Origin of the sequence: Limnobacter sp., from assembly GCF_036846585.1 — a bacterium.
Classification (GTDB): Bacteria; Pseudomonadota; Gammaproteobacteria; order Burkholderiales; family Burkholderiaceae_B; genus Limnobacter.
In genome coordinates this window covers 64,379-87,647 of record NZ_DAIUBR010000010.1, presented here as the reverse complement: position 1 = coordinate 87,647, position 23,269 = coordinate 64,379, and the positions used below count along the sequence as shown (strand labels likewise).

Sequence of the window (23,269 nt, the reverse complement as noted above, 5' to 3'; positions counted from 1 at the left end):
CCAGTGAGGATGCAATGAACCGCTGGCTGACCACCCAAACCGCCGCTGGCACCTTGTTTGAAACGGATTTTCGCCTGCGCCCCAATGGCGAAGCAGGCCTTTTGGTCAGCAGCATGAAGTCGTTCGAAGACTACCAGCGCCGCGAAGGTGGCGTGGGCGCATGGTTCTGGGAACACCAAGCCCTGACCCGCGCGCGTTTCTGCGTGGGCGATGCTGAAATTGGAAAAAAATTCGAAACCCTGCGCGAAGAAATTTTACAACTGCCGCGCAACTGGGAAGACGTAAAAAAAGAAGTGATCAACATGCGCCAGAAAATGCAGGAAGGCCACCCCAACCACACTGAACTGTTTGATGTAAAACACGATCTGGGCGGCATGGTGGATGTGGAATTCACGGTGCAGGCACTGGTGCTTGGGCACGCGCACACCCACCCTGACTTAACCAAAAACACAGGCAATATTGCATTGCTTAAAAAAGCAGGTGAACTGGGCCTGGTGCCTGCCGAGCTTGCGAATTATGTGGCCGATGCCTACCGCCAGCTGCGCGCCAAACAGCATGCACTGCGACTGGCCGGGCTTGACAAGTCCCGAACCAGCGACCCGGCACTGATGGTGCTGAAAAAGCCGATACGAGAACTGTGGGAAACGCTGCTAGGGTAGGGGCCTCCGCTTGGGCTCTTTATTTCGGCACCGTGACCTGGTACATGCGCCTTTGCAGGGTGCCTGTTTTGCGGGCCAGAAAAGGCGAATTCTTGCGCTGGTCGAAATAACGCGGCGCAGGCAGCATGCCTGCCATGCGAGCTGCCTGGTAGCTGCTTAACTGCACGGCGTTTACGCCGAAGTGATGCTTTGCAGCGGCCTGCGCACCGTACACGCCATTGCCCCATTCCACCACATTCAGATACACCTCAAGAATGCGGCGTTTGTCCCACAAGGCTTCAATCATCAGGGCAATCACCAGTTCCTGCCCTTTGCGAATGTAGCTGCGCTTGCCGGTCAAAAACAGATTCTTGGCCAACTGCTGGGTAATGGTCGAACCACCGTGTGTCACGCGTCCACGCCGTGCATTGCGCTTGATGGCAAGTTCAATGGCAGCCATTTCCACGCCTTTGTGTTGCATGAAGCCGCTGTCTTCGGCGGCAATTACTGCGCGCTTCAGGTTCAGGGAAATTTTGTCGTAGGGCACCCAATCTTGCTTCAACTGAAAACCGGGATCTGTTTTGCGAACTTCATTCAAGCGCGTTTGCATGAAGCTGGTATTGCTAGGGTTCACGTGGGTCCACACAGCAATTTGCGCAAGAAACCAAAGCTGCAACAGCACAATTGCACAGAAGCCCCAGAAAAAAATTCGCCACAACCACACCAAGGGATTTAAGCTGAACTTGCGTTTGCGAACAGTTGAGTTTTTCTTGTGGGCCATGGCGCTCATTATTGTATTGGTTTGGCAAGCAACATTTGCCGCACTTTAATCAAAGTTTCAAGGGCGTTAGGGGACTGGCCAGTCCACACCTCAAAGGCCAGTTGCGCTTGAAAAACCAGCATTCCCAAGCCATCGCTGCACGGTGTTTCCACATTCCGGATCGAGCGCATGAAGGGCGTGGGCTGGGCGGCGTACATCATGTCATAGACCAGCACTGCACGTTCAAACCAGTCAGGGTGAATCACTGGCACCTCGCCTTTCAAACTGCTTGACGATGCATTCACAACAACCACAGACGCGCCGGGAACGTCGAAATGCGATGGTGGTGTGTCCAGCCCGCCACCGGCAGCTGGCAGGTCAATGGCCTCTGCACGCTCGGCCAGTTCACGGGCCTTGGTCGCAGTTCGGTTCAACACGGTCAGGTGTTGAACACCGGCATGTTGAAAGGCTGCCACGCAACCACTGGCGGCACCGCCCGCACCAATCATCAAGACCTGGCATTGATTCAGCCGCAAACCCAATGTGCGCAATTGGCGATCCAGATCGCGGCACAAACCCCCGCCATCGGTGTTGTCGGCCAGCATGGTGCCTTCGGGCAAAAACTTCAAGGTGTTGGCAGCCTGCGCAAATTCCGCCGCAGGCGACAATGCATCGGCCAACAAGCACGCCTCCAGCTTGAAAGGCACGGTCACGTTCGCGCCTTTCACACCGGCCGCCTTCAAGGAAGCCACGGTTTGGGCAAAGCCATCCAGCGGTGCCAGCATGCGTTCGTACTGCAACGGCAGCCCAAGCTGCGCGGCAAAGTCAGCGTGAATGGCAGGCGACATGCTGTGCGCAATCGGATTGCCGATCACAACATAACGCTCTACGGGACCAATTGACGCGCTCAACAGGGAATCTCCATGTGCTTAATATTCTGTGCTGATGGTGTCACGGCTAAACACCCAAGTGCGGGTGACAGCCAAAATATCTGCCTTTTTCCGCATGTCTGACGGGAATGGCGGAAAGGGTGTAGACATTCTCAAAATTCTCAACGCTGCGCGATCCAGCACCGCCGAACCCGAGGACCGGTCCACTTCCACGTCTTCCAAAGTGCCGTCGGCCCGGATGTAAGCCGTTAAACGAAGCTTGCCGTAAATGCGCCCTTTCAATTCATCAGGGTAGTTGGCATTGCCCACTTGTTCCACTTTCGCACGCCAGGCTTCTTCGTAAATTGCAAAAGCATAGGGCGAGGTGCGGGGGGAAAAAAAGTGCTTTCGTGGTCGCTCGTTGTAGGTTTTGATGTTGTCTGAAATCTGCGCTTGAAGGCGCTTTATTTCCAGGGCACGCTGGCTTTTCGGGTCATTGCCGGGGCGCGTGTCAAGCGCTTCATTTTGTGGGGTTGAACGCACCTGCGCACCCGCCAAATTGCGCTGCAAGGCTTCCAGCTCTTTCAGCCTTTCCTGGCTGGCAATCAGTTCACGCTGATTGACCTTGTCTTCAGCCTGACCCGGCAAGGTGGTCGCGCGGCCTTTGTCTGCCTGCCCGCCACCATCCAGCGCCACTTGTGCCAACACTTTTGCATCCGAAGGTGTTTTCTGCGACTGCGCATTCACCAGGATCACTTCAAGCGGGCGGCTGAATGCGGTGTCAACCTGCGGCCTTGAAAAATGCACCAGCAACAACAGCGCATGAAAAAACACCGACAGCACCAGCGCCTTCTTCAAGTTCAATTCGCCAACAGGTGCACGCAGGGTGTTCACGCTTGAGGTTCTCCGGAAGTATCCAGCGGAGCCTCGTCGACCACGGCAACAACCTCGGGAATCTCGACCTCCTCTTCGTCATCCTCTTCGTCCAGCAAGCGGGTGGCTGTGCCTTTCTTCAATGCCAGCAACTTGCAGGACACGGTAAGGGTCAACTCGTCCACCTGGTCCAGTTCTACTTCCACCTGCACGCCACGGCCAGGCGATGTAACGCCCACCAAACGCACAAACAGGGGAATGTCATCAAGCCGCACCAGTTCGTCTTTCACCACCACGCCATCGAACTGTTTGCGACCTTTTTGCTGAATCCAGCGCAGGCACCAATAGCGCTCCATGCTTTGCTGAAACTCGGCGTAAGCCTTGTAAGTGACATCAAAACTGTTCACTGCAGAAAGCAATTCCGCGTCGGTGGCCGTATACACAGGTGGCTCCTGACGCAACACTGAAATAAGCTGTTGCTGATTCACCAAATCAACATACCGTCGCAACGGGGACGTGCTCCACGCGTACTGCGGCACGCCCAAACCGGCGTGTGGTGCGGCGTGGGTGGACATGCGCACGCGGCCCATCTGTGGCTGAATTCGATAAATTCCGGTGACCTTGCATTCGTCCAGCAAGCCACCCCATTCGCGGTTCACATAAATCATCCACTCCGCGACCAGCAAATCGAGCGGCGCATCGCGGCGGCGGGGTTGAATCTCGACAGTGCCGTCTTCGCTGACATAAAAATTGAAATCAATACGGGTGTGTTTTTCGGGTTGCCCGCGAACAATTTCGCGTTCCGTGCGCAACACACATGAACTTTTCCAAAGCATTTTCAATGCCGGGAAAAATTCGCCCACCACGTCCAGTTCATTCAGTGCAGGGTCTTCCAGCACCTCTTTTGACAGCGCGGCATCCAGGTGGTTGTGGCGCAGGTTGGCGGCCATGGGCACTTGTTCAATTGCGCTGTAGGGCTCGCTGAGCAGATCGCCGGTTTCAGTGCTTACTTCCACATAAATGCTCACTGATGGCACGGTGCGCCCTTCTGCCAAGGTGGCCAATTCCACAACCTGATCGGGCAGCATGGTGATTTTGTCACCCGGTGCATACACCGTTGAAAGCCGTTCACGGGCCACGCGGTCGTAGGAGCTGCCACGCGAAATCAACAGTGCCGGTGCGGCAATGTGCACACCAATGCGGGCGCGGTTGTCATCCAGCCACACCACGCTGAATGCGTCGTCAATTTCCGTGGTTGAAATGTCATCGATGGAAAACGCGCGCACATTGGCCACGGGCAACCCGACCAGATCGGCAGGCACCTGGGGGGGCGGCAAATCAATCTCGGTGCCCTTCGGGAAATGAATGGCTGCAAAACGGGCACGCATCATTTCATGGACTGATTTAAATGCACCGCACTCAATCAACAGCACATCGGGTGAGCGGCCTGCGGCCGTGCACGCCAACATCAAGGCTTTGTATTCAGCGCTGTTTTTATCGGGGCGCACCAGCAAGGTGGCGGCCTGTTTCGCAAAGCCATCGGGCAATTCACGACGCACCAGTGCATCGGCCCAGGCCTGCTGCTGTTCTGCAGCCAGGCGTTTTTTCTCAAGGCCAGCCAATGCTGCCTGCAAAATTTCAGGCGGGGCTGCGCGGTACATGCCCTTGCCCTTGCGGTGAAAATGCACCGGTGCTGCATGCAGGGCAGCCAGCGTGGCGGCCTGTTGCACCACCGTGGGCTTTTCACCAAAATATTCCTGGGCCATCATGGTGAAATCAAACTCGCCTTCAGGCGCACATTCCCACAGAAACTCGACGTCCACTTCCTTGGCCAACACTTCAACCTGTGTGTGAAATTCTGCACATTCCAGCGCATCGAACTTTAACATCACACTGTTGGATTTCACCTTGGTGCGCTTGCCATGCAGGGTTTCAACCTGAAAGGCATTGCCCTGCTCTTGAAGCACGCGGCCCACTTTAAAGGCTCCGGCCTCTTCGTAATACAAATTCATCAACAGTCCTAAAGGTAGTTCTGAAGTTGGGGCAGGAACACTTCCATCACCCACAACGGCGTTCTTTCGGGCTTGCGCGAAAACCGCGCACAACGGGCATACCAAACCCGGCCTTGCCCAATCTTGTTCATTTCAATTCGCAACCGTGGGTCAAGCAGTTGCCAAACCCACGCCTGCTTTAGGGGTAAGCGCGCAAAATATAGTTCACCACGCTTGACCTGCGGATCAGAAAACAGCACCGACCCCAGCGAGCGTGTGCCCAAGCCCCTCCAAAAATGCCAGTCGTTCACGGGGCCATCCATTTTGACCAAGGTTTGAGCCAACACCACGGGGGCATTGTCCACATACAGGCGCACCAGCCGCTGCCGCATCATTTGGCCCATTCCGCTTTGCCCCCTGAAGCCTGGCCCATGCTTTACCAGCACCCTGCCCTGCACAACAGGCTCTACTTTAAACCCCTTGTTCAAGCCCACCAAACGCCGGGTTAGCGAACCTTGCGTGCCAGCCCAATCGCGGGCCCAAGCAGGCCAGCCTGGCGGGCAGTGCCGGGTCCACACCACCGGGCCACTCATTGCAGGCCCACTGCCAGCTTAACAAAGGGCAATACTTCATCAAAATCACTCAAAGCGTGGTCGGAACCCAGCAAATGCAACTGGTGCGCACCGCGATAACGCGCCAGCATGGTGTCACAATCCAGCACCTCATCGTCGCGGGCTGCCACCAAAAAGTAACGTTCGGGATAGATCAGGCTGCTTCGTTCCATGGCCTTTAGATCGTCCAGGTAAGCGGGCACAAACTCAATTTCTTCATCCGAGAAGTAAACTTTTTTTCTGCCAATTTGATCTTGCAAATCGTTATAGGGTTTGATGGCCGGGTTCAGCAGCACCACATTGGCTTGCGTGTGTTGTTCACCCAGCACCGTGGCATAAAAACCGCCCAGCGAACTTCCAATCAAGGTCAGTGACATGCCCGGATTGCTTTGCAGCCGCGCGTCCACCTGCTGTTCAATCAAAGCCAGCGCTTGCGCTGGCGATGCGGGCAGATCGGGCACCCACAAATGGCTGCTGAAACCGGCCTGATCAAACACATCAATCATTTTCTGTGCTTTCACGGATTTGGACGAGGAGCGAAACCCATGCAGGTACACCACCAGATCGGCCACACCACCTGCGCGCACAAATCCGCCGGGGCTGTTGAGAACGAACGGAGTCAAACACGTGCTCCCGTTGCGTGTGCCAGGGCATCAATCAATTTCTGGTGAATGCCGCCAAACGAACCATTGCTCATGGCGACCACCCAATCGCCGGGTTTGGCCTGCGCCACCACGCGGTCAATCACCTCGCTCAAATTGTCGCTGGTGAAAAGGCGTTCGCCCACACTGCCAAGCGTGTCTCGCACATTCCATTGAATGCCCGCGGTGTAGCACACCACGGACTGCGCCTCGTCAAACGAAGCTGGCAAGGCTTGCGCCAAAGTGCCCATTTTCATGGTGTTGGACCGGGGTTCAAACAGGGCAATCAGCCTGCCTGTGGGTTTGCCCTCTGCCGCAGCAATTTCTGCCATTCGGGCTTTCGCACCTTCCAGCGTGGTGGCAATGGCTGTGGGGTGGTGCGCAAAATCGTCGTACACCTTCACGCCAGCAGCTTCACCGCGCAATTCCATGCGGCGCTTCACACCGGGAAACTCGCTCAAAGCCTTGCAGGCATCGCTCACATTCACGCCCACCGCGTGCGCCGCGGCCACCACTGCAAGTGCATTGTTCACATTGTGCAGGCCCGACCAGTTCCATTCAACCAAGCCTTTCACCTCACCTTGGTTCAACACTTCAAACCGGGATGCACCCAACACCCTGGCTCGCCAAGACGCCTCAGCCCCATCGGCTGAAAAGCGCTCAACCGGGGTCCAGCAACCGCGTTTGAGCACCCGCTCCAGCGAATCCGTGTTGGCCGGACAAACAACCCGCCCCTCGGAAGGCACCGTGCGCACCAAATGGTGGAACTGGGTCTCAATGGCAGCAAGATCAGGAAAAATATCGGCATGGTCGAACTCAAGATTATTCAGAATCGCCACTAACGGGCGGTAATGCACAAACTTCGAGCGTTTGTCGAAAAATGCCGTGTCGTATTCATCGGCTTCAATGACAAAGCAGTCGCCCTGCCCCAGTGTAGCTGACACACCAAAACCACCGGGCACGCCTCCAATCAAAAACCCCGGGTTCAAACCAGCCTGCTGCAACACCCAGGCCAACATGGAACTGGTGCTGGTTTTGCCGTGTGTGCCCGCCACGGCCAACACCTTGCGGCCGCGCAAAATGTGTTCGCCCACCCATTGCGGCCCGCTGATGTAGGGCAAACCCAGATTCAAAATGGCTTCCATCAAGGGGTTGCCACGCGACACTACATTGCCCACCACCCACAAGTCGGGCTTGATCGTGAGTTGCTCAACGCCAAAGCCCTCGGTCAGATCAATACCGGCCTGGGTCAGCTGGGTGCTCATGGGCGGGTAAACATTGGCATCGCAGCCGGTCACGGTGTGGCCCAAGGCCTTGGCCAACTGGGCGACACCGCCCATGAAGGTGCCACAAATCCCGAGAATGTGGATGTGCATTCTTTCTTCCTTTCAGAACAAGCCCATATTGTAGTGCCTGTGAATTTGGATACACTGCCGGTATGGAAGAATTCATCGCCCCGCAAGACGAACTTCGCATTGAAATTGCGATGACAGCAGCCCGGCTTATCGCCGAGGAAGGGCTGGACTACGGCACGGCACGCAATCAGGCAGTGAAAGCCTTGGTGGGGAAACAGCGCATTCCGCGGGAAAGGCTCCCCTCTGACCAAGACATTCAAGACGAACTTCGCGCCTACCAAGCCCTGTTTCAAGCCGACAGCCAACCCGGTGAATTGAACGAATTGCGCGAAGTTGCACTCCAATTCATGCAAGGTATGCAGCAGTTTGAGCCCATTGTGTATGGTGCCGCCGTGAATGGCACGGGCAGCGCCCACTCCGATGTGCACATCATTGCTTTCGCAGACGACGAAAAAGAAGTGGACTACTGGCTTTTGAACCAGAACATTCACTTCGACGCCTGCGAAGACGCCCTGCTGGCGGGTAAATCATTTCCTGCTGTGGCCTTTCGCTGGAAACAGCGCTGGTTCCAGCTGGGCGTGGCCAGCCATTTACAGCGCCGTGGCCTGCTGAACCGGCAAACCCCGGATGGCACCCTTTTTCAAACCGACATTGCAGGCCTTGTTCGCCTGATCCGCCCAACAGAAGCACCATGAAAAACAAACTGATTCCCATTGTTTCCGCCATTCTGGCTTTGGCCATCGGCCTTTACTTTGGCTTGAAGCCACAAAGTGGGCAAAGCTACCCGTTGAGTGGGTACACCTTTGAGACCCCTCAGGGCGGCTCGCTTGATTTGGGTGCGTTGAAAGGCAAGGTCGTGGTGCTTAATTTTTGGGCAACCTGGTGCCCCCCCTGCGTGGAAGAAATGCCCGAGCTGGATGCCCTGTACCCGCAACTGCAGGCACAGAACGTGGAGTTGATTGGGATTGCCATCGATTCTCCAGCCAACGTACAACAATTTCTGCTTAAAACACGTGTAAATTACCCAATCGTGCTGGCAGGCATGACTGGCACCGAACTGGGCAAGGCGCTGGGCAACCAACAGGGAGGGTTACCGTTTACCGTCATATTGGACGAAAATGGTAATAAAATACTGACTGAAGCCGGCAGAATACAGATGAGTACTATTACCAACGCACTACAGCGTTAAAATCGGGTATGCTCACGCAACGTTTGGATTGGGCGAACCATGAAGCAAGGTTCAGTCATGCCCGCCAAGGTGGAAAATAATTGTTTTTCAGGGCACACTAAGCGAAGTTAGGCTCAATTAACCGAGTGCTTGGTTGCGCAACACCACACAAGATGGCCCATCGCATTGAATGGGCCCACACAAAACCAACCTCCCAGGATGGAGCAAGTAAATGGACCTCAGAAAGCTAAAAACACTGATTGATCTGGTCGCTGAATCAGACATTTCGGAACTGGAAGTCACCGAAGGCGAAGGCAAGGTACGTATTGTAAAAAGCCAACCCCAATACGCCATGGCAATGCCCCAGCAGATGATGCACCAAGCCCCAATGGCTGCGCCTGCTGCCGCGGCACCCGCAGCGGCGGAAGCCCCCGTGGACAACGGACACAAGGTGACATCGCCCATGGTCGGCACTTTCTACCGTGCCCCAAGCCCCGGCGCTTCCAATTTTGTTGAAATTGGCAGCACCGTGAAAGAAGGCCAAACCATTTGCATTATTGAAGCCATGAAGTTGCTCAACGAAATTGAGTGCGACAAGTCTGGCGTGGTCAAAGCCATTTTGGTCGAGAACGGTCAACCCGTGGAGTTTGGTCAAGCTCTATTCATCATTGAATAGAACAGGAGCAGCCACCATGTTTGGAAAAATACTGATCGCCAATCGCGGCGAAATAGCCCTGCGCATTCTTCGCGCATGCAAGGAAATGGGCATTAAAACCGTGGCGGTGTATTCCACCGCCGACGTGGACGCCAAATACGTGAAGCTGGCCGACGAATCGGTTTGCATTGGCCCGCCCAGTTCAAAAGAAAGTTACCTGAACATTCCGGCCATTATCAGCGCCGCTGAAGTAACCGATTCTGAGGCCATTCACCCCGGTTACGGCTTTCTCTCCGAGAACGCCAGCTTCGCAGACCGCGTTGAAAAAAGCGGCTTTGTATTCATTGGCCCCCGTGCAGAATCCATTTTGCTGATGGGCGACAAAGTGTCTGCCAAGCGCGCCATGATTGCCGCTGGGGTACCTTGCGTACCCGGTTCTGAAGGCGAATTGCCCGACGATCCACGTGAAATCGTGAAAATTGCGCGCCAGGTGGGTTACCCGGTCATTATTAAAGCCGCTGGCGGCGGTGGTGGCCGTGGCATGCGCGTGGTGCACACCGAAGCGGCGCTGCTGAATGCGGTCACCATGACCAAAACCGAAGCCGGCTCTGCGTTCAACAACCCCGCGGTTTACATGGAAAAATTCCTTGAAAACCCGCGCCACATTGAAATCCAGATTCTGGCTGACGAGCACAAAAACGCCGTGTGGCTGGGCGAGCGCGATTGCTCCATGCAGCGCCGCCACCAAAAAGTAATTGAAGAAGCACCGGCACCGAACATTCCCCGCCGCCTGATTGAGCGCATTGGTGAACGCTGTGCCGAAGCCTGCCGCAAAATTGGCTACCGTGGCGCAGGCACTTTCGAATTCCTCTATGAAAACGGCGAGTTCTACTTCATTGAAATGAACACCCGTGTGCAAGTAGAACACCCTGTCACCGAAATGATTACCGGTGTGGACATTGTTCAGGAACAAATCCGCATTGCAGCAGGCCATAAACTGCGTTTCCGCCAGCGCGACATCGAATTCCGCGGCCATGCCATGGAATGCCGGATCAACGCCGAAGACCCATTCAAGTTCGTGCCCTCACCCGGCCCGATCAAGAACTGGCATGCGCCCGGCGGCCCCGGCGTGCGTGTGGACTCCCATGTTTACAGCGGCTACAACGTGCCACCACACTACGATTCAATGATCGCAAAAGTGATTACCTATGGCGAAGACCGCAAGCAGGCCATGGCCCGCATGCGCCAAGCCCTGGCGGAATTGGTGGTGGACGGCATTAAAACCAACACCGCGCTACACCGTGAACTGATGGAAGACGCCCGTTTTGTTGAAGGCGGCACCAGCATTCACTACCTTGAACACAAACTTGAAGCACGGTTTAAATAAATGAACCAACAGGCCACCCCGCTGATTCAAGCCAAACTGACCCTGCCCTTTGAGCAAGCCGACGAGGTTTCCGACATGCTCATGGAACTGGGGGCTTTGGCTGTCAGCCTTGAAGATGCCAATGCCGACAGCGAAGACGAGCAGCCCCTGTTCGGCGAGCCCGGCATGGAACCTGAATCAGCGGCATGGAACCTGAACCACGTAGTAGCCCTGTTTCGCAACAAGGCCGAAGGTGAGCAGATTTTCGGCGAAATACCCGCCAAATTGCTGGGTAAAGCAGAAATTGAATACACCGAAGTGCCTCAGGAAGACTGGGTTCGTTTGACCCAATCACAGTTCGACCCCATTCCCATTTCAGCCCGCTTGTGGATTGTGCCTTCCTGGCACGAACCTCAAGACATTGATGATCGAATCAATTTGGTACTCGATCCAGGCCTGGCATTCGGCACAGGTTCACACCCCACCACGGCCCTGTGCCTGCGCTGGCTCAGCGAATTTCCGCTGAGAGGCCAAAGCGTGCTGGATTACGGTTGTGGTTCCGGCATTCTGGGCATTGCTGCGCTTAAGTTGGGTGCATCAGAGGCCATCGGCGTGGACATCGACCCCCAAGCCGTGGACAGCACCGCCTACAACGCCGGCAACAATGGCGTTGAAATGCCCTGCGGCCTGCCTGATTTCCCGTTGGCCAAACGCCAGTTCCCGGTGGTCGTGGCCAATATTTTGTCCAACCCGCTGAAAGTGCTGGCCCCTTCGCTGTGCAACCATGTTGAAGCAGGCGGGCAATTGGTGCTTTCAGGCGTGTTGGCGCGGCAAGCCGAGGAAGTAATTGAACACTACCGCCAGTGGATCAACCTGGCGGTGTGGGCTGAACGCGATGGCTGGGTGTGCCTGCATGGCCAAAAAGCCACAGATTAAAACACCGCCATGAGCCTTGCCACCCGCTGCCCCAACTGCAACACCCTGTTCAAAGTCACCTCAGGCCAACTGCAATTGCATGAAGGCAAGGTGCGCTGTGGGCAATGCCAAACCGTGTTTTCCGGCATTGAACATTTAACATCTGCCGACACCGAAGCGTGGCAAAAACTCGACCTCAGCCCCAAACAGAGCAACAGCGACCACAACCTTACAGGTGGCGACGGCACGGGTTCTGAAGACCTGTTCGCCAACGCCACACCCGCCAAACCCCTGTTTAATTTCAACCATGGCAGCCCTGCCCTGAAAGCGGCGTGTGTGGCGCTGCTGCTAGCGCTTGGGCTTCAAGCCATGTGGTGGCAACGCACCGAACTACTGCAGAAAATGCCTGTATTGGCTACAAAAATAAATGAAGCAAGCCCTGGCATTCAGCGACTGTTCACAGCGCCAGCCACCCAAGCCCTGGTGCTGGAAGGCAGCGGCCTGCAGGCGCTGGACGAACACAATTTGCGGGTAGACCTAACACTGCGCAACCAGAACAGTTTGCCCACGGCGTGGCCGCACCTGAAAGTGGACCTGCTTGACCCCCAAGGGCTGGTGCTGGCCAGCAAATCGCTGGCTCCCAGTGATTACCAATTGCGCGATGAAGGCTCGGCCAGTGAAGCCCCGTTGATCCAGGGCCAGAAAACCGTGGAAGTGCTGGCATACTTGAACCTGAGCACATTGAACACCCAATTGCCCGAAAGCGCTGCCACCGGCTTTCGGCTTGAACTATTCGACCAAGGCCCGGGCGGCCAATAAACCGCCAAGCCAATTTTTTTAAAATACTGGACTGTTTCACATGAATACCCCGACAAACACCAAGCGCGTTTTAATTTGCGGCTCCATCGCGTTCGACACCATCATGGTGTTTGAAGGCCGTTTCAAGGATCAAATTCTGCCCGATCAAGTACACATCCTGAACGAGGCCTTTCTGGTGCCCAGCCTTCGAAAAGACTGGGGCGGCTGCGCAGGCAACATTGCCTACAGCCTGAACATGTTGGGCGGCCAACCCGTGCCCATGGCCACCATAGGCCACGACGCGGGCGGATACTTTCAGCGCCTTCAAACCCTGGGCATTGACACAAGCTGCCTGAAGCAGGTGCAGGAAGAATTTACCGCCCAAGCGTTCATCACCACCGACCTGGACGACAATCAAATTACCGCCTTCCACCCCGGCGCGATGAGCCATTCGCACCTGAACAAAATCAGTGATGCAGGCGACATTGCCCTGGGCATTGTTGCACCGGACGGGCGCGATGGCATGATGCAACATGCCGAACAATTTGCGGCGGCGGGCATTCCGTTTGTGTTCGACCCAGGCCAGGGTTTGCCCATGTTTGGCAAAACAGAACTGGACCGATTTCTGGAACTTGCAACGTTCGCAGCGGTCAATGACTATGAAGCCAAAATGTTGTGCGAACGGACCGGCTCAACGCTGGAACAGATTGCTGAAAAGCTTGAAGCGCTGGTGGTGACCCGCGGCGCGGAAGGAAGCTGGGTTTATGCACAGGGTCAACGACACGATATACCGTGCGTTAATGCAGAACAGATCGCCGACCCCACTGGCTGTGGCGATGCGTACCGCGGCGGCTTGCTCTACGGCCTGATTGAAGGCCTGGGCATTGTTAACGCGGCCAAGCTGGCAAGCCTGATGGGTTCCTTGAAAATTGCAGCCAAAGGCCCACAAACTTACCGGCACAGCCGGGAAGAAATTGCGTCCAGGTTTGCAGCCGCTTTCGGCCATCAACCCTGGTAACTTTAAAAGGAAATTTTGAATCATGGCCAAATCAGTACAATTCAGCTTTAGAACCACCGGTGCAATGGCCCTGATTGCGCTTTCAGCGCTTGCAGGTTGTGCCACCCAAAGCAGTTCCGGGCAAGTGTACCGCGAAGGCGAAACACGTCGTGCGCAAATCATTGAGCAAGGCACCGTTGAAAGCGTTCGCAACGTCACCATTCAAGGCGACACCAACGGCGTGGGCACTGCGGCTGGCGGTATCGTGGGCGGTATTGCAGGCAGCAATGTGGGCGGCGGCAGCGGCCGTGCAGTGGGCGCCATTGTGGGCGCGGTGGCAGGCGGCCTTGCAGGCCAGGCCATTGAACGCAATGCGTCCACGCGCGCAGGTCTGGAAATCACTGTGCGCATGGACAACGGCACACTTCGTGCCTATGTTCAGGATGCCGCAGGTGAAGACTTCCGACCCGGCGACCGGGTTCGGATTGTTAGCGGCAGTGGCACCGCACGGGTAACACGCTGAAAAAACACCTGCCGAAATAAAAAGCACCCCTCGGGGTGCTTTTTTTATCACGCACTGTTGGTTTTGTTCAAAACCCGGGCATCAAACTTTGCAGCACCATCATGATGATCTGCAAAATCAGCAGAAACGCCAAAGGCGACAGGTCCACATTGCCGATCGTGGGCAACACGCGGCGGAGCGGCTCAAGAAACGGGCGGGAAAGCTCGTTCAAAATAGACGCGAGGGGTGAGAAAGGATTCACCCAACTTAGAATGACTTGAATCAGCACAATACCCATCAACAGATAAGCCACATTGCGCAACACCCAAAAAATGGCAATCGGAATGGTCAACGTGATCAAGGTGCCCACACCGGGACCACCACTTCCCAAACCAACCGACAACAACACCAACACAATGTGCAAGGCAAACGACACCACAAAGGCACCGAAAATGGAAGCCCAGTCAATGCCGCCATAACCGGGCACGCCTTTTCGCAAAGGCTTGACCAACCAGTCCGTCATTGAAAAAATAAAGGGCGACAAGGGGTTGCTGGGGTGAATACGCACCCACTGCATCAAGGCGCGCAGAAGCAAACAAAAAGTAAGCAGACTGGCGGCTGTTTCCAGCAGTAAGCGCAAAATATCGATTAGCAGCATAGTGGGGCGATTGGTTTGCTGGTTGTGGGTTAAGGACGTGAACCCGTTGGGAACGGCCAGGTGGTCGTGGCCCCTTTCAGTTTTCTGGGTTTGGCCGCACCTGAACGGCGACGACGCGCCGGTTTGCTGGGGGTAAGCAAAGCCAAGGGCGTCACTTCCGAAGGAGAAAGCGCCGTTTTAGAGGGTTTGCGCGGTGTTGCCACGGCACGTGCTTTGGAAGCGGACTCTACAGCAGCGGCAGGCTTGGCGCTGGTCTTCGTGGTTGTTTTGCTCACTGGTTTGCTGGTTTCCTCAGTTGCTCGCTTGCTTGCAGGCATTTGGGAACTCCTTTCAATTCTTCAAAGACAGCCGTACAGTTTAACGACATGACCTTGAATATTCAAGAAATATGACTCTCATTAACGAAGGAGACCACCATGAGCCACGTACCTGAAGAAGCCCACAGCGTGAAAGCCGGGGAACGTTATCGGCATTACAAAGGCGGTCTATATGAAATTATTTGCCAGGCTATTCAGGAAAACGACTTAAGCCCTGTGGTAGTTTACCGCCCGCTCAGCGGCGACACGCACACTGTCTGGACCCGACCATTGAACGTGTTTTTTGAAATGCTGCAGGTGGGTGAGCGCATGACCCAGCGCTTCACCCGGGTGGACGGGGACAATTAACGCCCGCAAATCAGGTTAGGCCACCGCCTTCAATTTCGGCTTCGCCTTTTCCACCTTAACGGGCTCGAAAACCATACCTGGCTCATCCACGGGGTCTTCCAGCAAGGTTTTGGTGTCGTGGTAGTAATCTTGCCGATTGTGCCAAGGATGTGTTTCACCCTGGCGCGGCAACTGGTCGGCCACTCGCTTCAGGTATCCCGAATTCAAACCACCCAGCACGGTGAAGCCTTCCACAGGCTTTACATCGGCAGTTGTTGCCACCGCCACGGCATGGCCTTTCTTGTCCATGTAATTCAGCAGGCGGCACACAAAGCCACTGACCAAATCGGATTTCAAAGTCCATGAAGCGTGTGTGTAACCCAGCACCACCGCCGCATTGGGCAGGTCTTGCAGCATGGCGCTTTTGTAGAACATTTTGTCGCTCAAGTTGACCGGCTCGTCGTCCAGAGAAATCTTCATGCCGCCCACCATTTGCACATTCAAACCAGTAGCCGTCACAATGATGTCGGCTTCCAACACATCACCTGAATTCAATTCAATGCCATTGGCCACGAATTGTTTGATGGTGTCGGTGGCCACACTGGCTTTGCCGCTGCGCAAGGCTTTGAAAAAATCGCCATCGGGCACCAGACACAAGCGTTGATCCCACGGCATGTAGTTGGGCGTGAAGTGTTTGATGTCCACGTTCGAGCCCTTCAGTTGCCTGCGCATCATCGCGATCAAAAAGCGGCGCACCACCTCGGGTTTGCTTTTGCTGGCCTTGAACATGAAGTGCGCCAGCCCAATGGTGCGCGTGCGGTTCAGCTTGTACGCCAGTTTCGACGGCAAGGTTTTTTGCAGCACCTTGGTAAGCGTATCAACTGAAGGCAGAGAGAAAATATACGAGGGCGAACGCTGCAACATGGTGATGTGTTCCACCTTGTCCGCCATGCTGGGAATCAGCGTAACAGCGGTGGCACCACTGCCAATCACCACCACCTTCTTGCCTGTGTAGTCCAGGTTTTCGGGCCAATGCTGGGGGTGAACAATCAAACCCTTGAAGTTTTTCTCGCCCGGGAAATCGGGACGGTAGCCGTGGTCGTAATTGTAATAACCCGCGCAAGCCATCATGAATTTGGCGCGGTATTGCTCGGGCTCGCCAGTGGCCTCATTCACCGCATTGACTACCCAGCGCTGAGCCTCGCTGTCCCAGTTCGCGTCGCTGACCTTGCGCTGAAAACGGATGTGATCAAACACCTTGTTTTCGGTTGCGGCCTCGTGCACATAGCTGCGAATGTCATTGCCCTGCGAGAAGAAATGCGCATTCTTCCAGGGCTTGAATTTGAAACCAAAACTGAACATGTCGGAATCGGACCGAATGCCGGGGTAACGGAACAAATCCCACGTGCCACCAATCGTGGTGCGGCGCTCCAGAATGGTGAACATTCGCGTAGGGCATTCTTTTTTCAAATGGCATGCGGCACTGATGCCAGACAAACCTGCGCCAATGATCAAAATGTCTTCGTCGAATATCGTCATGGTGTCTCCGTGTAGATTTTTTTATTGTGCCGATTTTTCCCGCGCTGAAAACACCGTTTCTTTCCATGCCCCGGATTTGTCCGAATTTATCAAGTCAATTGAAAACCCGAATCAAACCGGGCCGCACAGGCAGTGCTATAAATACACAACCCCACAGCCGAGAAGGAACACCATGCCGTCCATTCAAGCCCAAGTGATGAACAAGATTGCCAGCCTTGCCCTGAAAAGTTACAAGGGAAGCGGCGCCGGTTTTGTGCGCAGGTTCCGCATGGTCACGGCCGCATCCAACCTGCTGGCCCCCGTGCCCAAAGGTTTGAAACACATCAAGGGTGCTTTGGGCGGTGTGCCCGGCGAATGGCTCATTCCGGTGAATCCAAAAGGTGCGCTGCTCTACATTCACGGCGGCGCATTTGTGGCTGGTCACCCACCCATGTACCGCCCCTTCTGTGGCGCACTGGCCAACGCCTTGGGGTTTCGCGTGTTCATGGTGGATTATCGCCTTGCACCGGAAAACCCATTCCCGGTGCCACTGGACGACTGCATTTCTTCCTTTGAAGCCCTGGTGGCAGACACACCAACTGGCGAACCGATTTTTGTTGCAGGCGATTCCGCTGGCGGCAATTTAAGTTTAGCCGTGTTGCAACATGCGGTAAAAAACAAACTGCCCGCCCATGGTGGCCTGTTGATTTCGCCCGCCACCGACATGCGCCGCCTGTCACCCTCCATTGAAGGAAACGATGCCACCGACAGTATGCTGTCTGCCCACATCATTGAACACGCCGCCAACCTGTACCTGTGCGGCCACGACCCTGCAGATGAACGCGCATCACCCCTATTGGGGAAGCTGAAAGGCTTGCCACCGCTGATGGTAACGGCCAGTGAAAATGAATGTTTGCTGGATGATTCTGTGCTGCTGCGCGACGCAGTGGAAAAAGCGGGCGGAACAATTACACTGCTGACCCGCTCCGGCATGCCGCACATTTGGCCCACCATGAATTTGGCTCTGCCCGAGGCCAAGGAAGATTTGCTGAAAATCATCCAGTTCTTTTCACCCTTGGTGAAGGGCATCTGAATCAGCCCGCTGCAAGTACAAGGTGTTGGAGACACATTCAACACCCACAACAATGACCACTTTCATATGTGGACTACATGAAACCGCGCAGCTACAACATTAACGACCCACGCTGGGCAGGTGGCTGCTAAACGCTTTTATTGCACGCCCCGCTACATACCAGGCACACCGCGGCGAATCACTTCCGAGAAGTTTTCGCCGGGCTGCATGGCCTTGGCACGCGGCACAATGTAACCCTTTTCCTGCAGTTCAGCGTAGCTGAAACCTTCAACCAAACCACCCTGTTCATGCGCATATTCTGCGAAGTAGCCACTCATCAACAGGCGATAGTCCAGCGGCAAATTGGGCGCAATCTGCTTGGCAATGTCAAACACCACGGTGGTGCAATTGCTGGTCAGGGTGTTGTAAAACTCAGGTTCTGTTTCCAGTTTGCTGGCGTGTTCAACATAGGCCAAAAACAGGGCTTTCAGTTGATCGTTGGCAATGTTCAAACGGTACAGGTACACATCTTCGCCGCGCGCATTGCTGCGGGTTCGAACAATGTCAGCCTCATCGGCAGCAACCAGAATTGCTTCGTACTGCCGGAAAAACCCCTTCCATGCGGAAAACTTTTCTTCCTTCTCTTTCCGAATTTCGAGCGAAAAAGTAAGGTACTGGCCATCGGCAAAGCCGAATGAAACAAGCGTGTGCGCAATTTTCGGTCCCATCCAGTACGACAACACAAGGTCGGCAGTTTGCAACTGGCTTAAATCGTATTGGCGTGTTTCCCAACGCGGCGTGTAATCGGTGTCGGTGCGCCATTCAAAATTGCGCACATTGTGCAGCACCACCATGTCGCCACTCACGTCCGCATGCAGCATGTGGGAAACATCGTCGGCCCATTGCCGGTTGTGGCTGGGTTTTTGCAGAAACCACCAAGTGGCGAAGCCGCCAACGGCCAACACAATGAAAACAAGAAAAAAGCGCATCATGAAAATACCTTGCGTTTATGGCCTATGGCTTACTGCCTTCTTCAAAAAACCCTGACATCGCTTCATTCACCGCATCAGGATGGGTCGCCGGCCTCTTTCACGTGGGGTAGAACACGGGCCATGGGAACCTTTAATGGAGGTGTGTTGGCTAAGCTTAGTGGAGTTGGAAACGGATCACAACGCCAGTTTAATTTCCTTCCTGCGTGTTTCAAATTGCCCCGCGATGTAAAATACGCCCTTGATCCGAAAAACAGATCCACAAGGTACTCCCGCCATGATCCGCCTCGCTGAGCTGAAACTTCCACTCGACCACCCCGAACACGCCTTGCCAGCGTTAATTCACAGCACGCTTAAAATTTCGCCTGAAGAACTCAAAGGTTTTTCCGTTTACAAGCGCAGCTACGACGCCCGCAAACAAAAGCTTCTGCTTGTGTACATCGTGGACGTGGAGCTGCACAGCGCCCAGCTTGAAGCACGGCTGCTGGCCAAATTCGCCACCAATTCGCACATTCGCCCGGCACCGGACATGGTCTACCATTTGGTGGCCAGGGTGAAGGAAGCCCCCGCCATTCGCCCCGTGGTAATTGGCTTTGGCCCCTGCGGAATTTTTGCCGCCATGATGCTGGCGCAAATGGGCTTCAAGCCGATTGTGATTGAACGCGGCAAACCGGTGCGCGAGCGCACGAAAGACACCTGGGGTCTTTGGCGCAAACGCGTGCTGCACACCGAATCGAATGTGCAGTTTGGTGAAGGCGGAGCCGGCACGTTTTCAGACGGAAAACTGTGGAGCCAAATCAAAGACCCGCGCTTTCTGGGCCGCAAAGTGATGACCGAATTTGTAAAGGCTGGCGCACCCGAAGAAATTTTGCTGGTCAGCAAACCGCACATTGGTACGTTCCGACTGGTGAAAGTGGTGGAGAACATGCGCGAGCAGATTATTGCCATGGGCGGGGAAATCCGCTTTCAGCAACGGGTTAGCGACTTTCACATTGAAAACGGCCACATTCGCGGCCTGACCATTGAGAACTTTCAAGACGGAAGCCACTACGAACTTCGCGCCGACCATGTGGTGCTGGCGCTGGGCCACAGTTCACGCGACACCTTTGCCAGGCTGCACGAACGCGGCGTGTACATGGAAGCCAAACCGTTTTCCGTGGGCTTTCGCATTGAACACCCACAAGGCTTGATCGACCGTGCACGCTTGGGCCAACACGCTGGCCACCCCTTGCTGGGCGCAGCCGATTACAAACTGGTGCACCACGCCGCCAATGGCCGTTCGGTGTACAGCTTTTGCATGTGCCCTGGCGGCACAGTGGTGGCTGCTACTTCGGAAGAAAACCGCGTGGTGACCAACGGCATGAGCCAGTATTCACGCAACGAACGCAACGCCAACGCAGGCATTGTGGTGGGCATTAGCCCGGCAGACTACCCAGGCGGCCCGTTGGCAGGTATTGCCTTTCAACGCACACTTGAATCGAATGCCTTTGTGATGGGTGGCAGCAACTACGAAGCACCGGGCCAACTGGTGGGCGACTTCATTGCGGGCAAGGCATCGACAGAACTTGGCAGCGTAGAACCATCGTATAAGCCTGGTGTGCGCATGACTGATTTGGCAGAAGCACTGCCCGAATATGCCATCACCGCCATGCGCGAAGCTTTGCCCGCCTTCGGAAAAAAAATTAAAGGCTTCGACATGCACGACGCCGTGCTAACCGGCGTTGAAACCCGCACTTCCTCACCCCTGCGCATCACGCGGGGGGACGACTTCCAAAGCCTGAATGTAAAAGGCCTGTACCCAGCCGGCGAAGGGGCCAGCTACGCCGGTGGAATTTTATCGGCTGGCGTAGATGGCATTGAAGTTGCAGAAGCGGTGGCGCGAAGCTTAACCGCCACCACGCTCACGTGATCGCATCTCTTCAACAGATGGGGGGTTTGGCTCATAGGGCCGACGTGCTTTATGGTAAGCAACTGGCGCGGCCAGACAACAAAAAAGACTAGTCACCGATGCAATCAGTTTAGCCCCAGGCCACGCCACAGTTGCAGCTACAGTGGGCACAACCACAAGGCACCCCAACGTTCCGGCACACACCGCAGCGTCCCCAAGCCTGTCACAAGCGACTCTGTAAGGCGACTGCTCAAACTCCGATCGCCTCATGTGATAAAGCGCCATGTTTGATGCATGTCCATAATCAGCATCAGAAATTTGCATGGTTTGGCTTGCTGGGGCACTGGTAGATGATGATTGAAGCATTTGCTCTCCTGCTGGTTCTGGTTGATAGAACTACTCGGTAGCAGTTGAGATCAAGAAGTTCCACTTAAAATCGACGAGCCAAAGTGCTGACTATTCACACCAGCTTTGCATGTCGGCTACTTTTTCCGGATCGCAGTTCAACGACATCTCATCCAGATACAAAGGCAACTGCACAACCAACTGTTCCCAGCGAACCCTTGCTTTTTGAGTATCATCGAACAGGTTTTGCCCATAAGATGTTCTCAAGGTGCCCTGGCGATAATCCACTTTGATTTCTTCACTGTCACCAGAACTGCGAGAGACTTGAAACAATTCATAACCCGTTAATTGAAGGCGTTCGTCCTCAAGCTGATAGAAAAACTGCTCGTTGGATGTGTCGTAACTTCCGCAACTGGTGCCCTGGCGAAATGCCAGCATCAAGGTACTTGCCTTGATCAGCACCGCATTGGGTTCAAGTAGCGGATCCAGCCAGCAGGGCGCATCTTCCTGATACGCGCTTGGCAGCAAATCATCGCGGCTCAATATTTTTTTGAACCCACCAGTTGTGCCAAGCAACACCAGCATTCTGCGCGGTGGAAAACGCCCCGCTTTGTTTTGCGAATGGCTTATTTTGTCGAGCACAATCGCTGCGTCATCAATGCCATCGGCATTCAAATCGCCCGTGGCCAAAGCAATGCGCTTCCAGCCCTTTGGCGTCCACTTGGACAAAGGATCGGGCGGTGTGGCAAACGCGGTGACAGTTAAAAAAGTGAGCAGTAAAAAACCGATTGAATGTTTCATGTGAGGTGTATTTAATCTGGCAACTCGTGCCATTCGTATTTGCCTTGTGCGTTCAGGGAAAGCGTGCCCTCTGCGGCTTCGGTGGCCAGTTCTATTTTGTACTCATTGCCTTCTTTTAACTGGTTCCACAAGTTTTCACCGTCTCGCTTATCTTGTAAAACCAATATCGCGGTGCTGTTAAATCTGGGTTCAAGGTCTGTCAACAAGTGGGGCTTGGTATTTCCTTTTTCACAGTCAAAAATGCGAAGTGCACGCTGCCCCTTTTTGATCGCCATTAACTCGCTATGAAAAACCTTTGTCCCACAATCATGCTGCTGGCACGCTACCCCAGGGGTTTGAACCACGACCACCTCGGCACAAAGCGGAGCGTCAACCTTACCAATTTTCAGCTGAACCGGATCAATGTTTAAAACAACGGTTACAGATTCCCCGACACCCCCGCTAGGCGCAGCTTTTGGATCAGGTAACGATTGTTCTGAAGGTTGACACGCAGACAAAATACCCGCTACAAATAACAACACCGTTTTCCGCTTCATGCAAACACCGCCTTGCAGGAGCCTAGATGCGAACAAATCATTTCGTCCAATAGCGGTGTAATATCAAGAAGATCCGACCGCCTAAGATAAGGAAGATTATCGCGATTGGTCAGCGGACCAACTTTACCGCCCTTAAATTGCTCGATGTGCAGCATCGGGGGAATACCACCACCCAAGCTAGCAACATAGCCAACAACCTGCCCAGCTTCCACAACGCTTTTCAAGCCCAAACCTTCAGCCACTGTAATTTCGCCATAGCGCACGATACCCAAAGCACCGTGGTCAATGCTGACCTCGAAAGTACCCATGTAAAACTTTCCAGCTGAAATTACCCTACCAGCGGCAATTGCCAAAACCTCAGCACCCAAAGGTGCATACAAATCGCAGCCCGCATGTATGCGACCTTTTGCACGCTTGGAACCGAAACTGCGCGGATGTTGCTTGTAGCTGAAATGACTTTTCCACTGAGGCAGTGGCCATACTTTCTTCATTCAAGAAAACCTTTGTCAAAAAGGATCTGAGAATAAGACCACCAGATCAGCCTGTCAAAAAGAGGGATGAGCCACGTTTACCACCCCCCCACCTATTTGCAGCCCCCAATTACTTCACCACAAATGAGTCATCAGACCAAGATTTACTGATACATTCACAGCACGGGAATGAACCATTCGCACTGTGC

25 protein-coding genes and 1 pseudogene are annotated in these 23,269 nt (G+C 54.6%); 12 read left to right on the top strand and 14 right to left on the bottom strand.

Annotated features, from left to right (window positions below; translation table 11 throughout):
• Window positions 1–659: pseudogene (locus V7028_RS06830) on the top strand (bifunctional [glutamate--ammonia ligase]-adenylyl-L-tyrosine phosphorylase/[glutamate--ammonia-ligase] adenylyltransferase); the annotation flags it as partial.
• 19 nt (window positions 660–678) lie between these two features.
• Here V7028_RS06830 and mtgA read toward each other — a convergent pair.
• From mtgA to mpl, 7 genes are read right to left on the bottom strand one after another with little or no spacing between them, the layout of a single operon-like run.
• Window positions 679–1,419 carry a monofunctional biosynthetic peptidoglycan transglycosylase gene (gene mtgA / locus V7028_RS06825; protein WP_334119339.1) on the bottom strand — a complete coding sequence of 247 codons (741 nt, stop codon included), beginning with the start codon at window positions 1,417–1,419 and terminating at the stop codon, window positions 679–681.
• A gap of 8 nt (window positions 1,420–1,427) precedes the next feature.
• Window positions 1,428–2,309: a shikimate dehydrogenase gene (gene aroE, locus V7028_RS06820; RefSeq protein ID WP_334119338.1), complete on the bottom strand. Its 882-nt coding sequence runs from the start codon at window positions 2,307–2,309 to the stop codon at window positions 1,428–1,430.
• 18 nt (window positions 2,310–2,327) lie between these two features.
• The gene (locus V7028_RS06815; protein WP_334119337.1) at window positions 2,328–3,161 is read right to left on the bottom strand and encodes an energy transducer TonB; all 834 of its coding nucleotides are present in this window, start codon (window positions 3,159–3,161) and stop codon (window positions 2,328–2,330) included.
• Window positions 3,158–5,152, bottom strand: coding sequence for a ribonuclease catalytic domain-containing protein (locus V7028_RS06810; protein WP_334119336.1), 1,995 nt, complete (start codon window positions 5,150–5,152; stop codon window positions 3,158–3,160). The genes V7028_RS06815 and V7028_RS06810 overlap by 4 nt, the downstream gene beginning before the upstream one ends.
• An 8-nt stretch (window positions 5,153–5,160) precedes the next feature.
• Complete coding sequence (locus tag V7028_RS06805; RefSeq protein WP_334119335.1) at window positions 5,161–5,724, bottom strand: chorismate--pyruvate lyase family protein; 564 nt, start codon at window positions 5,722–5,724, stop codon at window positions 5,161–5,163.
• Window positions 5,721–6,365, bottom strand: a complete 645-nt coding sequence (locus V7028_RS06800) for a YqiA/YcfP family alpha/beta fold hydrolase (protein ID WP_334119334.1) — start codon at window positions 6,363–6,365, stop codon at window positions 5,721–5,723. Before V7028_RS06800 ends, V7028_RS06805 begins: the two co-directional genes overlap by 4 nt.
• Window positions 6,362–7,759 carry a UDP-N-acetylmuramate:L-alanyl-gamma-D-glutamyl-meso-diaminopimelate ligase gene (gene mpl, locus V7028_RS06795; protein ID WP_334119333.1) on the bottom strand — a complete coding sequence of 466 codons (1,398 nt, stop codon included), beginning with the start codon at window positions 7,757–7,759 and terminating at the stop codon, window positions 6,362–6,364. The genes V7028_RS06800 and mpl overlap by 4 nt, the downstream gene beginning before the upstream one ends.
• A gap of 62 nt (window positions 7,760–7,821) precedes the next feature.
• Here mpl and V7028_RS06790 point away from each other — a divergent pair, with 62 nt between their 5' ends.
• The 8 genes from V7028_RS06790 (at window position 7,822) to V7028_RS06755 (ending at window position 14,160) form a co-directional block, all read left to right on the top strand.
• Window positions 7,822–8,433 (top strand): UDP-N-acetylmuramate--alanine ligase, encoded by a 612-nt coding sequence (locus V7028_RS06790; protein ID WP_334119332.1) that lies wholly within the window; start codon window positions 7,822–7,824, stop codon window positions 8,431–8,433.
• Window positions 8,430–8,927 carry a TlpA disulfide reductase family protein gene (locus V7028_RS06785; RefSeq protein WP_334119331.1) on the top strand — a complete coding sequence of 166 codons (498 nt, stop codon included), beginning with the start codon at window positions 8,430–8,432 and terminating at the stop codon, window positions 8,925–8,927. The genes V7028_RS06790 and V7028_RS06785 overlap by 4 nt, the downstream gene beginning before the upstream one ends.
• A 211-nt stretch (window positions 8,928–9,138) precedes the next feature.
• Window positions 9,139–9,582 carry an acetyl-CoA carboxylase biotin carboxyl carrier protein gene (accB, locus tag V7028_RS06780; RefSeq protein ID WP_334119330.1) on the top strand — a complete coding sequence of 148 codons (444 nt, stop codon included), beginning with the start codon at window positions 9,139–9,141 and terminating at the stop codon, window positions 9,580–9,582.
• Between the two features lie 16 nt (window positions 9,583–9,598).
• On the top strand, window positions 9,599–10,948 hold the full coding sequence (gene accC / locus V7028_RS06775; protein WP_334119329.1) for an acetyl-CoA carboxylase biotin carboxylase subunit: 1,350 nt from the start codon (window positions 9,599–9,601) through the stop codon (window positions 10,946–10,948).
• Complete coding sequence (prmA, locus tag V7028_RS06770) at window positions 10,949–11,863, top strand: 50S ribosomal protein L11 methyltransferase (protein WP_334119328.1); 915 nt, start codon at window positions 10,949–10,951, stop codon at window positions 11,861–11,863.
• Between the two features lie 9 nt (window positions 11,864–11,872).
• A complete protein-coding gene (locus V7028_RS06765; protein WP_334119327.1) occupies window positions 11,873–12,661 on the top strand; it encodes a zinc-ribbon and DUF3426 domain-containing protein in 789 nt (262 codons plus the stop codon).
• A 40-nt stretch (window positions 12,662–12,701) separates the two neighbouring features.
• Window positions 12,702–13,658 carry a carbohydrate kinase family protein gene (locus V7028_RS06760; RefSeq protein WP_334119326.1) on the top strand — a complete coding sequence of 319 codons (957 nt, stop codon included), beginning with the start codon at window positions 12,702–12,704 and terminating at the stop codon, window positions 13,656–13,658.
• A gap of 22 nt (window positions 13,659–13,680) precedes the next feature.
• Entirely contained in the window at window positions 13,681–14,160 is a 480-nt protein-coding gene (locus V7028_RS06755) for a glycine zipper 2TM domain-containing protein (RefSeq protein ID WP_334119325.1), read from the top strand.
• 67 nt (window positions 14,161–14,227) lie between these two features.
• On the opposite strand, the gene V7028_RS06750 is transcribed toward V7028_RS06755, so the two are convergent.
• Complete coding sequence (locus tag V7028_RS06750; RefSeq protein WP_334119324.1) at window positions 14,228–14,797, bottom strand: YggT family protein; 570 nt, start codon at window positions 14,795–14,797, stop codon at window positions 14,228–14,230.
• A gap of 29 nt (window positions 14,798–14,826) precedes the next feature.
• A complete protein-coding gene (locus V7028_RS06745; RefSeq protein ID WP_334119323.1) occupies window positions 14,827–15,114 on the bottom strand; it encodes a hypothetical protein in 288 nt (95 codons plus the stop codon).
• A gap of 99 nt (window positions 15,115–15,213) precedes the next feature.
• Between V7028_RS06745 and V7028_RS06740 the strand changes: the two genes are divergently transcribed.
• A complete protein-coding gene (locus V7028_RS06740; RefSeq protein ID WP_334119322.1) occupies window positions 15,214–15,462 on the top strand; it encodes a DUF1653 domain-containing protein in 249 nt (82 codons plus the stop codon).
• A 15-nt stretch (window positions 15,463–15,477) separates the two neighbouring features.
• Here the strand turns inward: V7028_RS06740 and V7028_RS06735 are convergent, their stop codons facing one another.
• Window positions 15,478–16,980, bottom strand: coding sequence for a flavin-containing monooxygenase (locus V7028_RS06735; protein ID WP_334119321.1), 1,503 nt, complete (start codon window positions 16,978–16,980; stop codon window positions 15,478–15,480).
• A gap of 172 nt (window positions 16,981–17,152) precedes the next feature.
• Here V7028_RS06735 and V7028_RS06730 point away from each other — a divergent pair, with 172 nt between their 5' ends.
• Window positions 17,153–18,052 (top strand): alpha/beta hydrolase, encoded by a 900-nt coding sequence (locus V7028_RS06730; protein ID WP_334119320.1) that lies wholly within the window; start codon window positions 17,153–17,155, stop codon window positions 18,050–18,052.
• 152 nt (window positions 18,053–18,204) lie between these two features.
• Here the strand turns inward: V7028_RS06730 and V7028_RS06725 are convergent, their stop codons facing one another.
• Window positions 18,205–19,023, bottom strand: coding sequence for an Lnb N-terminal periplasmic domain-containing protein (locus V7028_RS06725; protein ID WP_442918701.1), 819 nt, complete (start codon window positions 19,021–19,023; stop codon window positions 18,205–18,207).
• A 274-nt stretch (window positions 19,024–19,297) separates the two neighbouring features.
• On the opposite strand from V7028_RS06725, the gene V7028_RS06720 reads away from it, so the two are divergent.
• Window positions 19,298–20,929, top strand: coding sequence for an NAD(P)/FAD-dependent oxidoreductase (locus V7028_RS06720; protein WP_334119319.1), 1,632 nt, complete (start codon window positions 19,298–19,300; stop codon window positions 20,927–20,929).
• Window positions 20,930–21,364: 435 nt separating this feature from the next.
• On the opposite strand, the gene V7028_RS06715 is transcribed toward V7028_RS06720, so the two are convergent.
• From V7028_RS06715 to V7028_RS06705, 3 genes are read right to left on the bottom strand one after another with little or no spacing between them, the layout of a single operon-like run.
• On the bottom strand, window positions 21,365–22,054 hold the full coding sequence (locus tag V7028_RS06715) for a hypothetical protein (protein WP_334119318.1): 690 nt from the start codon (window positions 22,052–22,054) through the stop codon (window positions 21,365–21,367).
• A gap of 11 nt (window positions 22,055–22,065) precedes the next feature.
• Complete coding sequence (locus V7028_RS06710) at window positions 22,066–22,590, bottom strand: hypothetical protein (protein WP_334119317.1); 525 nt, start codon at window positions 22,588–22,590, stop codon at window positions 22,066–22,068.
• Window positions 22,587–23,081 carry a M23 family metallopeptidase gene (locus tag V7028_RS06705; protein WP_334119316.1) on the bottom strand — a complete coding sequence of 165 codons (495 nt, stop codon included), beginning with the start codon at window positions 23,079–23,081 and terminating at the stop codon, window positions 22,587–22,589. Before V7028_RS06705 ends, V7028_RS06710 begins: the two co-directional genes overlap by 4 nt.
• Window positions 23,082–23,269: the final 188 nt, after the last annotated feature.

Coding starts and splice junctions, on each gene's coding strand:
- mtgA (WP_334119339.1), bottom strand. CDS start 1,419: ATGGCCCACAAGAAAAACTCAACTGTTCGCAAACGCAAGTTCAGCTTA.
- V7028_RS06810 (WP_334119336.1), bottom strand. CDS start 5,152: ATGAATTTGTATTACGAAGAGGCCGGAGCCTTTAAAGTGGGCCGCGTG.
- V7028_RS06805 (WP_334119335.1), bottom strand. CDS start 5,724: ATGAGTGGCCCGGTGGTGTGGACCCGGCACTGCCCGCCAGGCTGGCCT.
- mpl (WP_334119333.1), bottom strand. CDS start 7,759: ATGCACATCCACATTCTCGGGATTTGTGGCACCTTCATGGGCGGTGTC.
- V7028_RS06790 (WP_334119332.1), top strand. CDS start 7,822: ATGGAAGAATTCATCGCCCCGCAAGACGAACTTCGCATTGAAATTGCG.
- V7028_RS06785 (WP_334119331.1), top strand. CDS start 8,430: ATGAAAAACAAACTGATTCCCATTGTTTCCGCCATTCTGGCTTTGGCC.
- accB (WP_334119330.1), top strand. CDS start 9,139: ATGGACCTCAGAAAGCTAAAAACACTGATTGATCTGGTCGCTGAATCA.
- accC (WP_334119329.1), top strand. CDS start 9,599: ATGTTTGGAAAAATACTGATCGCCAATCGCGGCGAAATAGCCCTGCGC.
- prmA (WP_334119328.1), top strand. CDS start 10,949: ATGAACCAACAGGCCACCCCGCTGATTCAAGCCAAACTGACCCTGCCC.
- V7028_RS06765 (WP_334119327.1), top strand. CDS start 11,873: ATGAGCCTTGCCACCCGCTGCCCCAACTGCAACACCCTGTTCAAAGTC.
- V7028_RS06760 (WP_334119326.1), top strand. CDS start 12,702: ATGAATACCCCGACAAACACCAAGCGCGTTTTAATTTGCGGCTCCATC.
- V7028_RS06755 (WP_334119325.1), top strand. CDS start 13,681: ATGGCCAAATCAGTACAATTCAGCTTTAGAACCACCGGTGCAATGGCC.
- V7028_RS06750 (WP_334119324.1), bottom strand. CDS start 14,797: ATGCTGCTAATCGATATTTTGCGCTTACTGCTGGAAACAGCCGCCAGT.
- V7028_RS06745 (WP_334119323.1), bottom strand. CDS start 15,114: ATGCCTGCAAGCAAGCGAGCAACTGAGGAAACCAGCAAACCAGTGAGC.
- V7028_RS06740 (WP_334119322.1), top strand. CDS start 15,214: ATGAGCCACGTACCTGAAGAAGCCCACAGCGTGAAAGCCGGGGAACGT.
- V7028_RS06735 (WP_334119321.1), bottom strand. CDS start 16,980: ATGACGATATTCGACGAAGACATTTTGATCATTGGCGCAGGTTTGTCT.
- V7028_RS06730 (WP_334119320.1), top strand. CDS start 17,153: ATGCCGTCCATTCAAGCCCAAGTGATGAACAAGATTGCCAGCCTTGCC.
- V7028_RS06725 (WP_442918701.1), bottom strand. CDS start 19,023: ATGATGCGCTTTTTTCTTGTTTTCATTGTGTTGGCCGTTGGCGGCTTC.
- V7028_RS06720 (WP_334119319.1), top strand. CDS start 19,298: ATGATCCGCCTCGCTGAGCTGAAACTTCCACTCGACCACCCCGAACAC.
- V7028_RS06715 (WP_334119318.1), bottom strand. CDS start 22,054: ATGAAACATTCAATCGGTTTTTTACTGCTCACTTTTTTAACTGTCACC.
- V7028_RS06710 (WP_334119317.1), bottom strand. CDS start 22,590: ATGAAGCGGAAAACGGTGTTGTTATTTGTAGCGGGTATTTTGTCTGCG.
- V7028_RS06705 (WP_334119316.1), bottom strand. CDS start 23,081: ATGAAGAAAGTATGGCCACTGCCTCAGTGGAAAAGTCATTTCAGCTAC.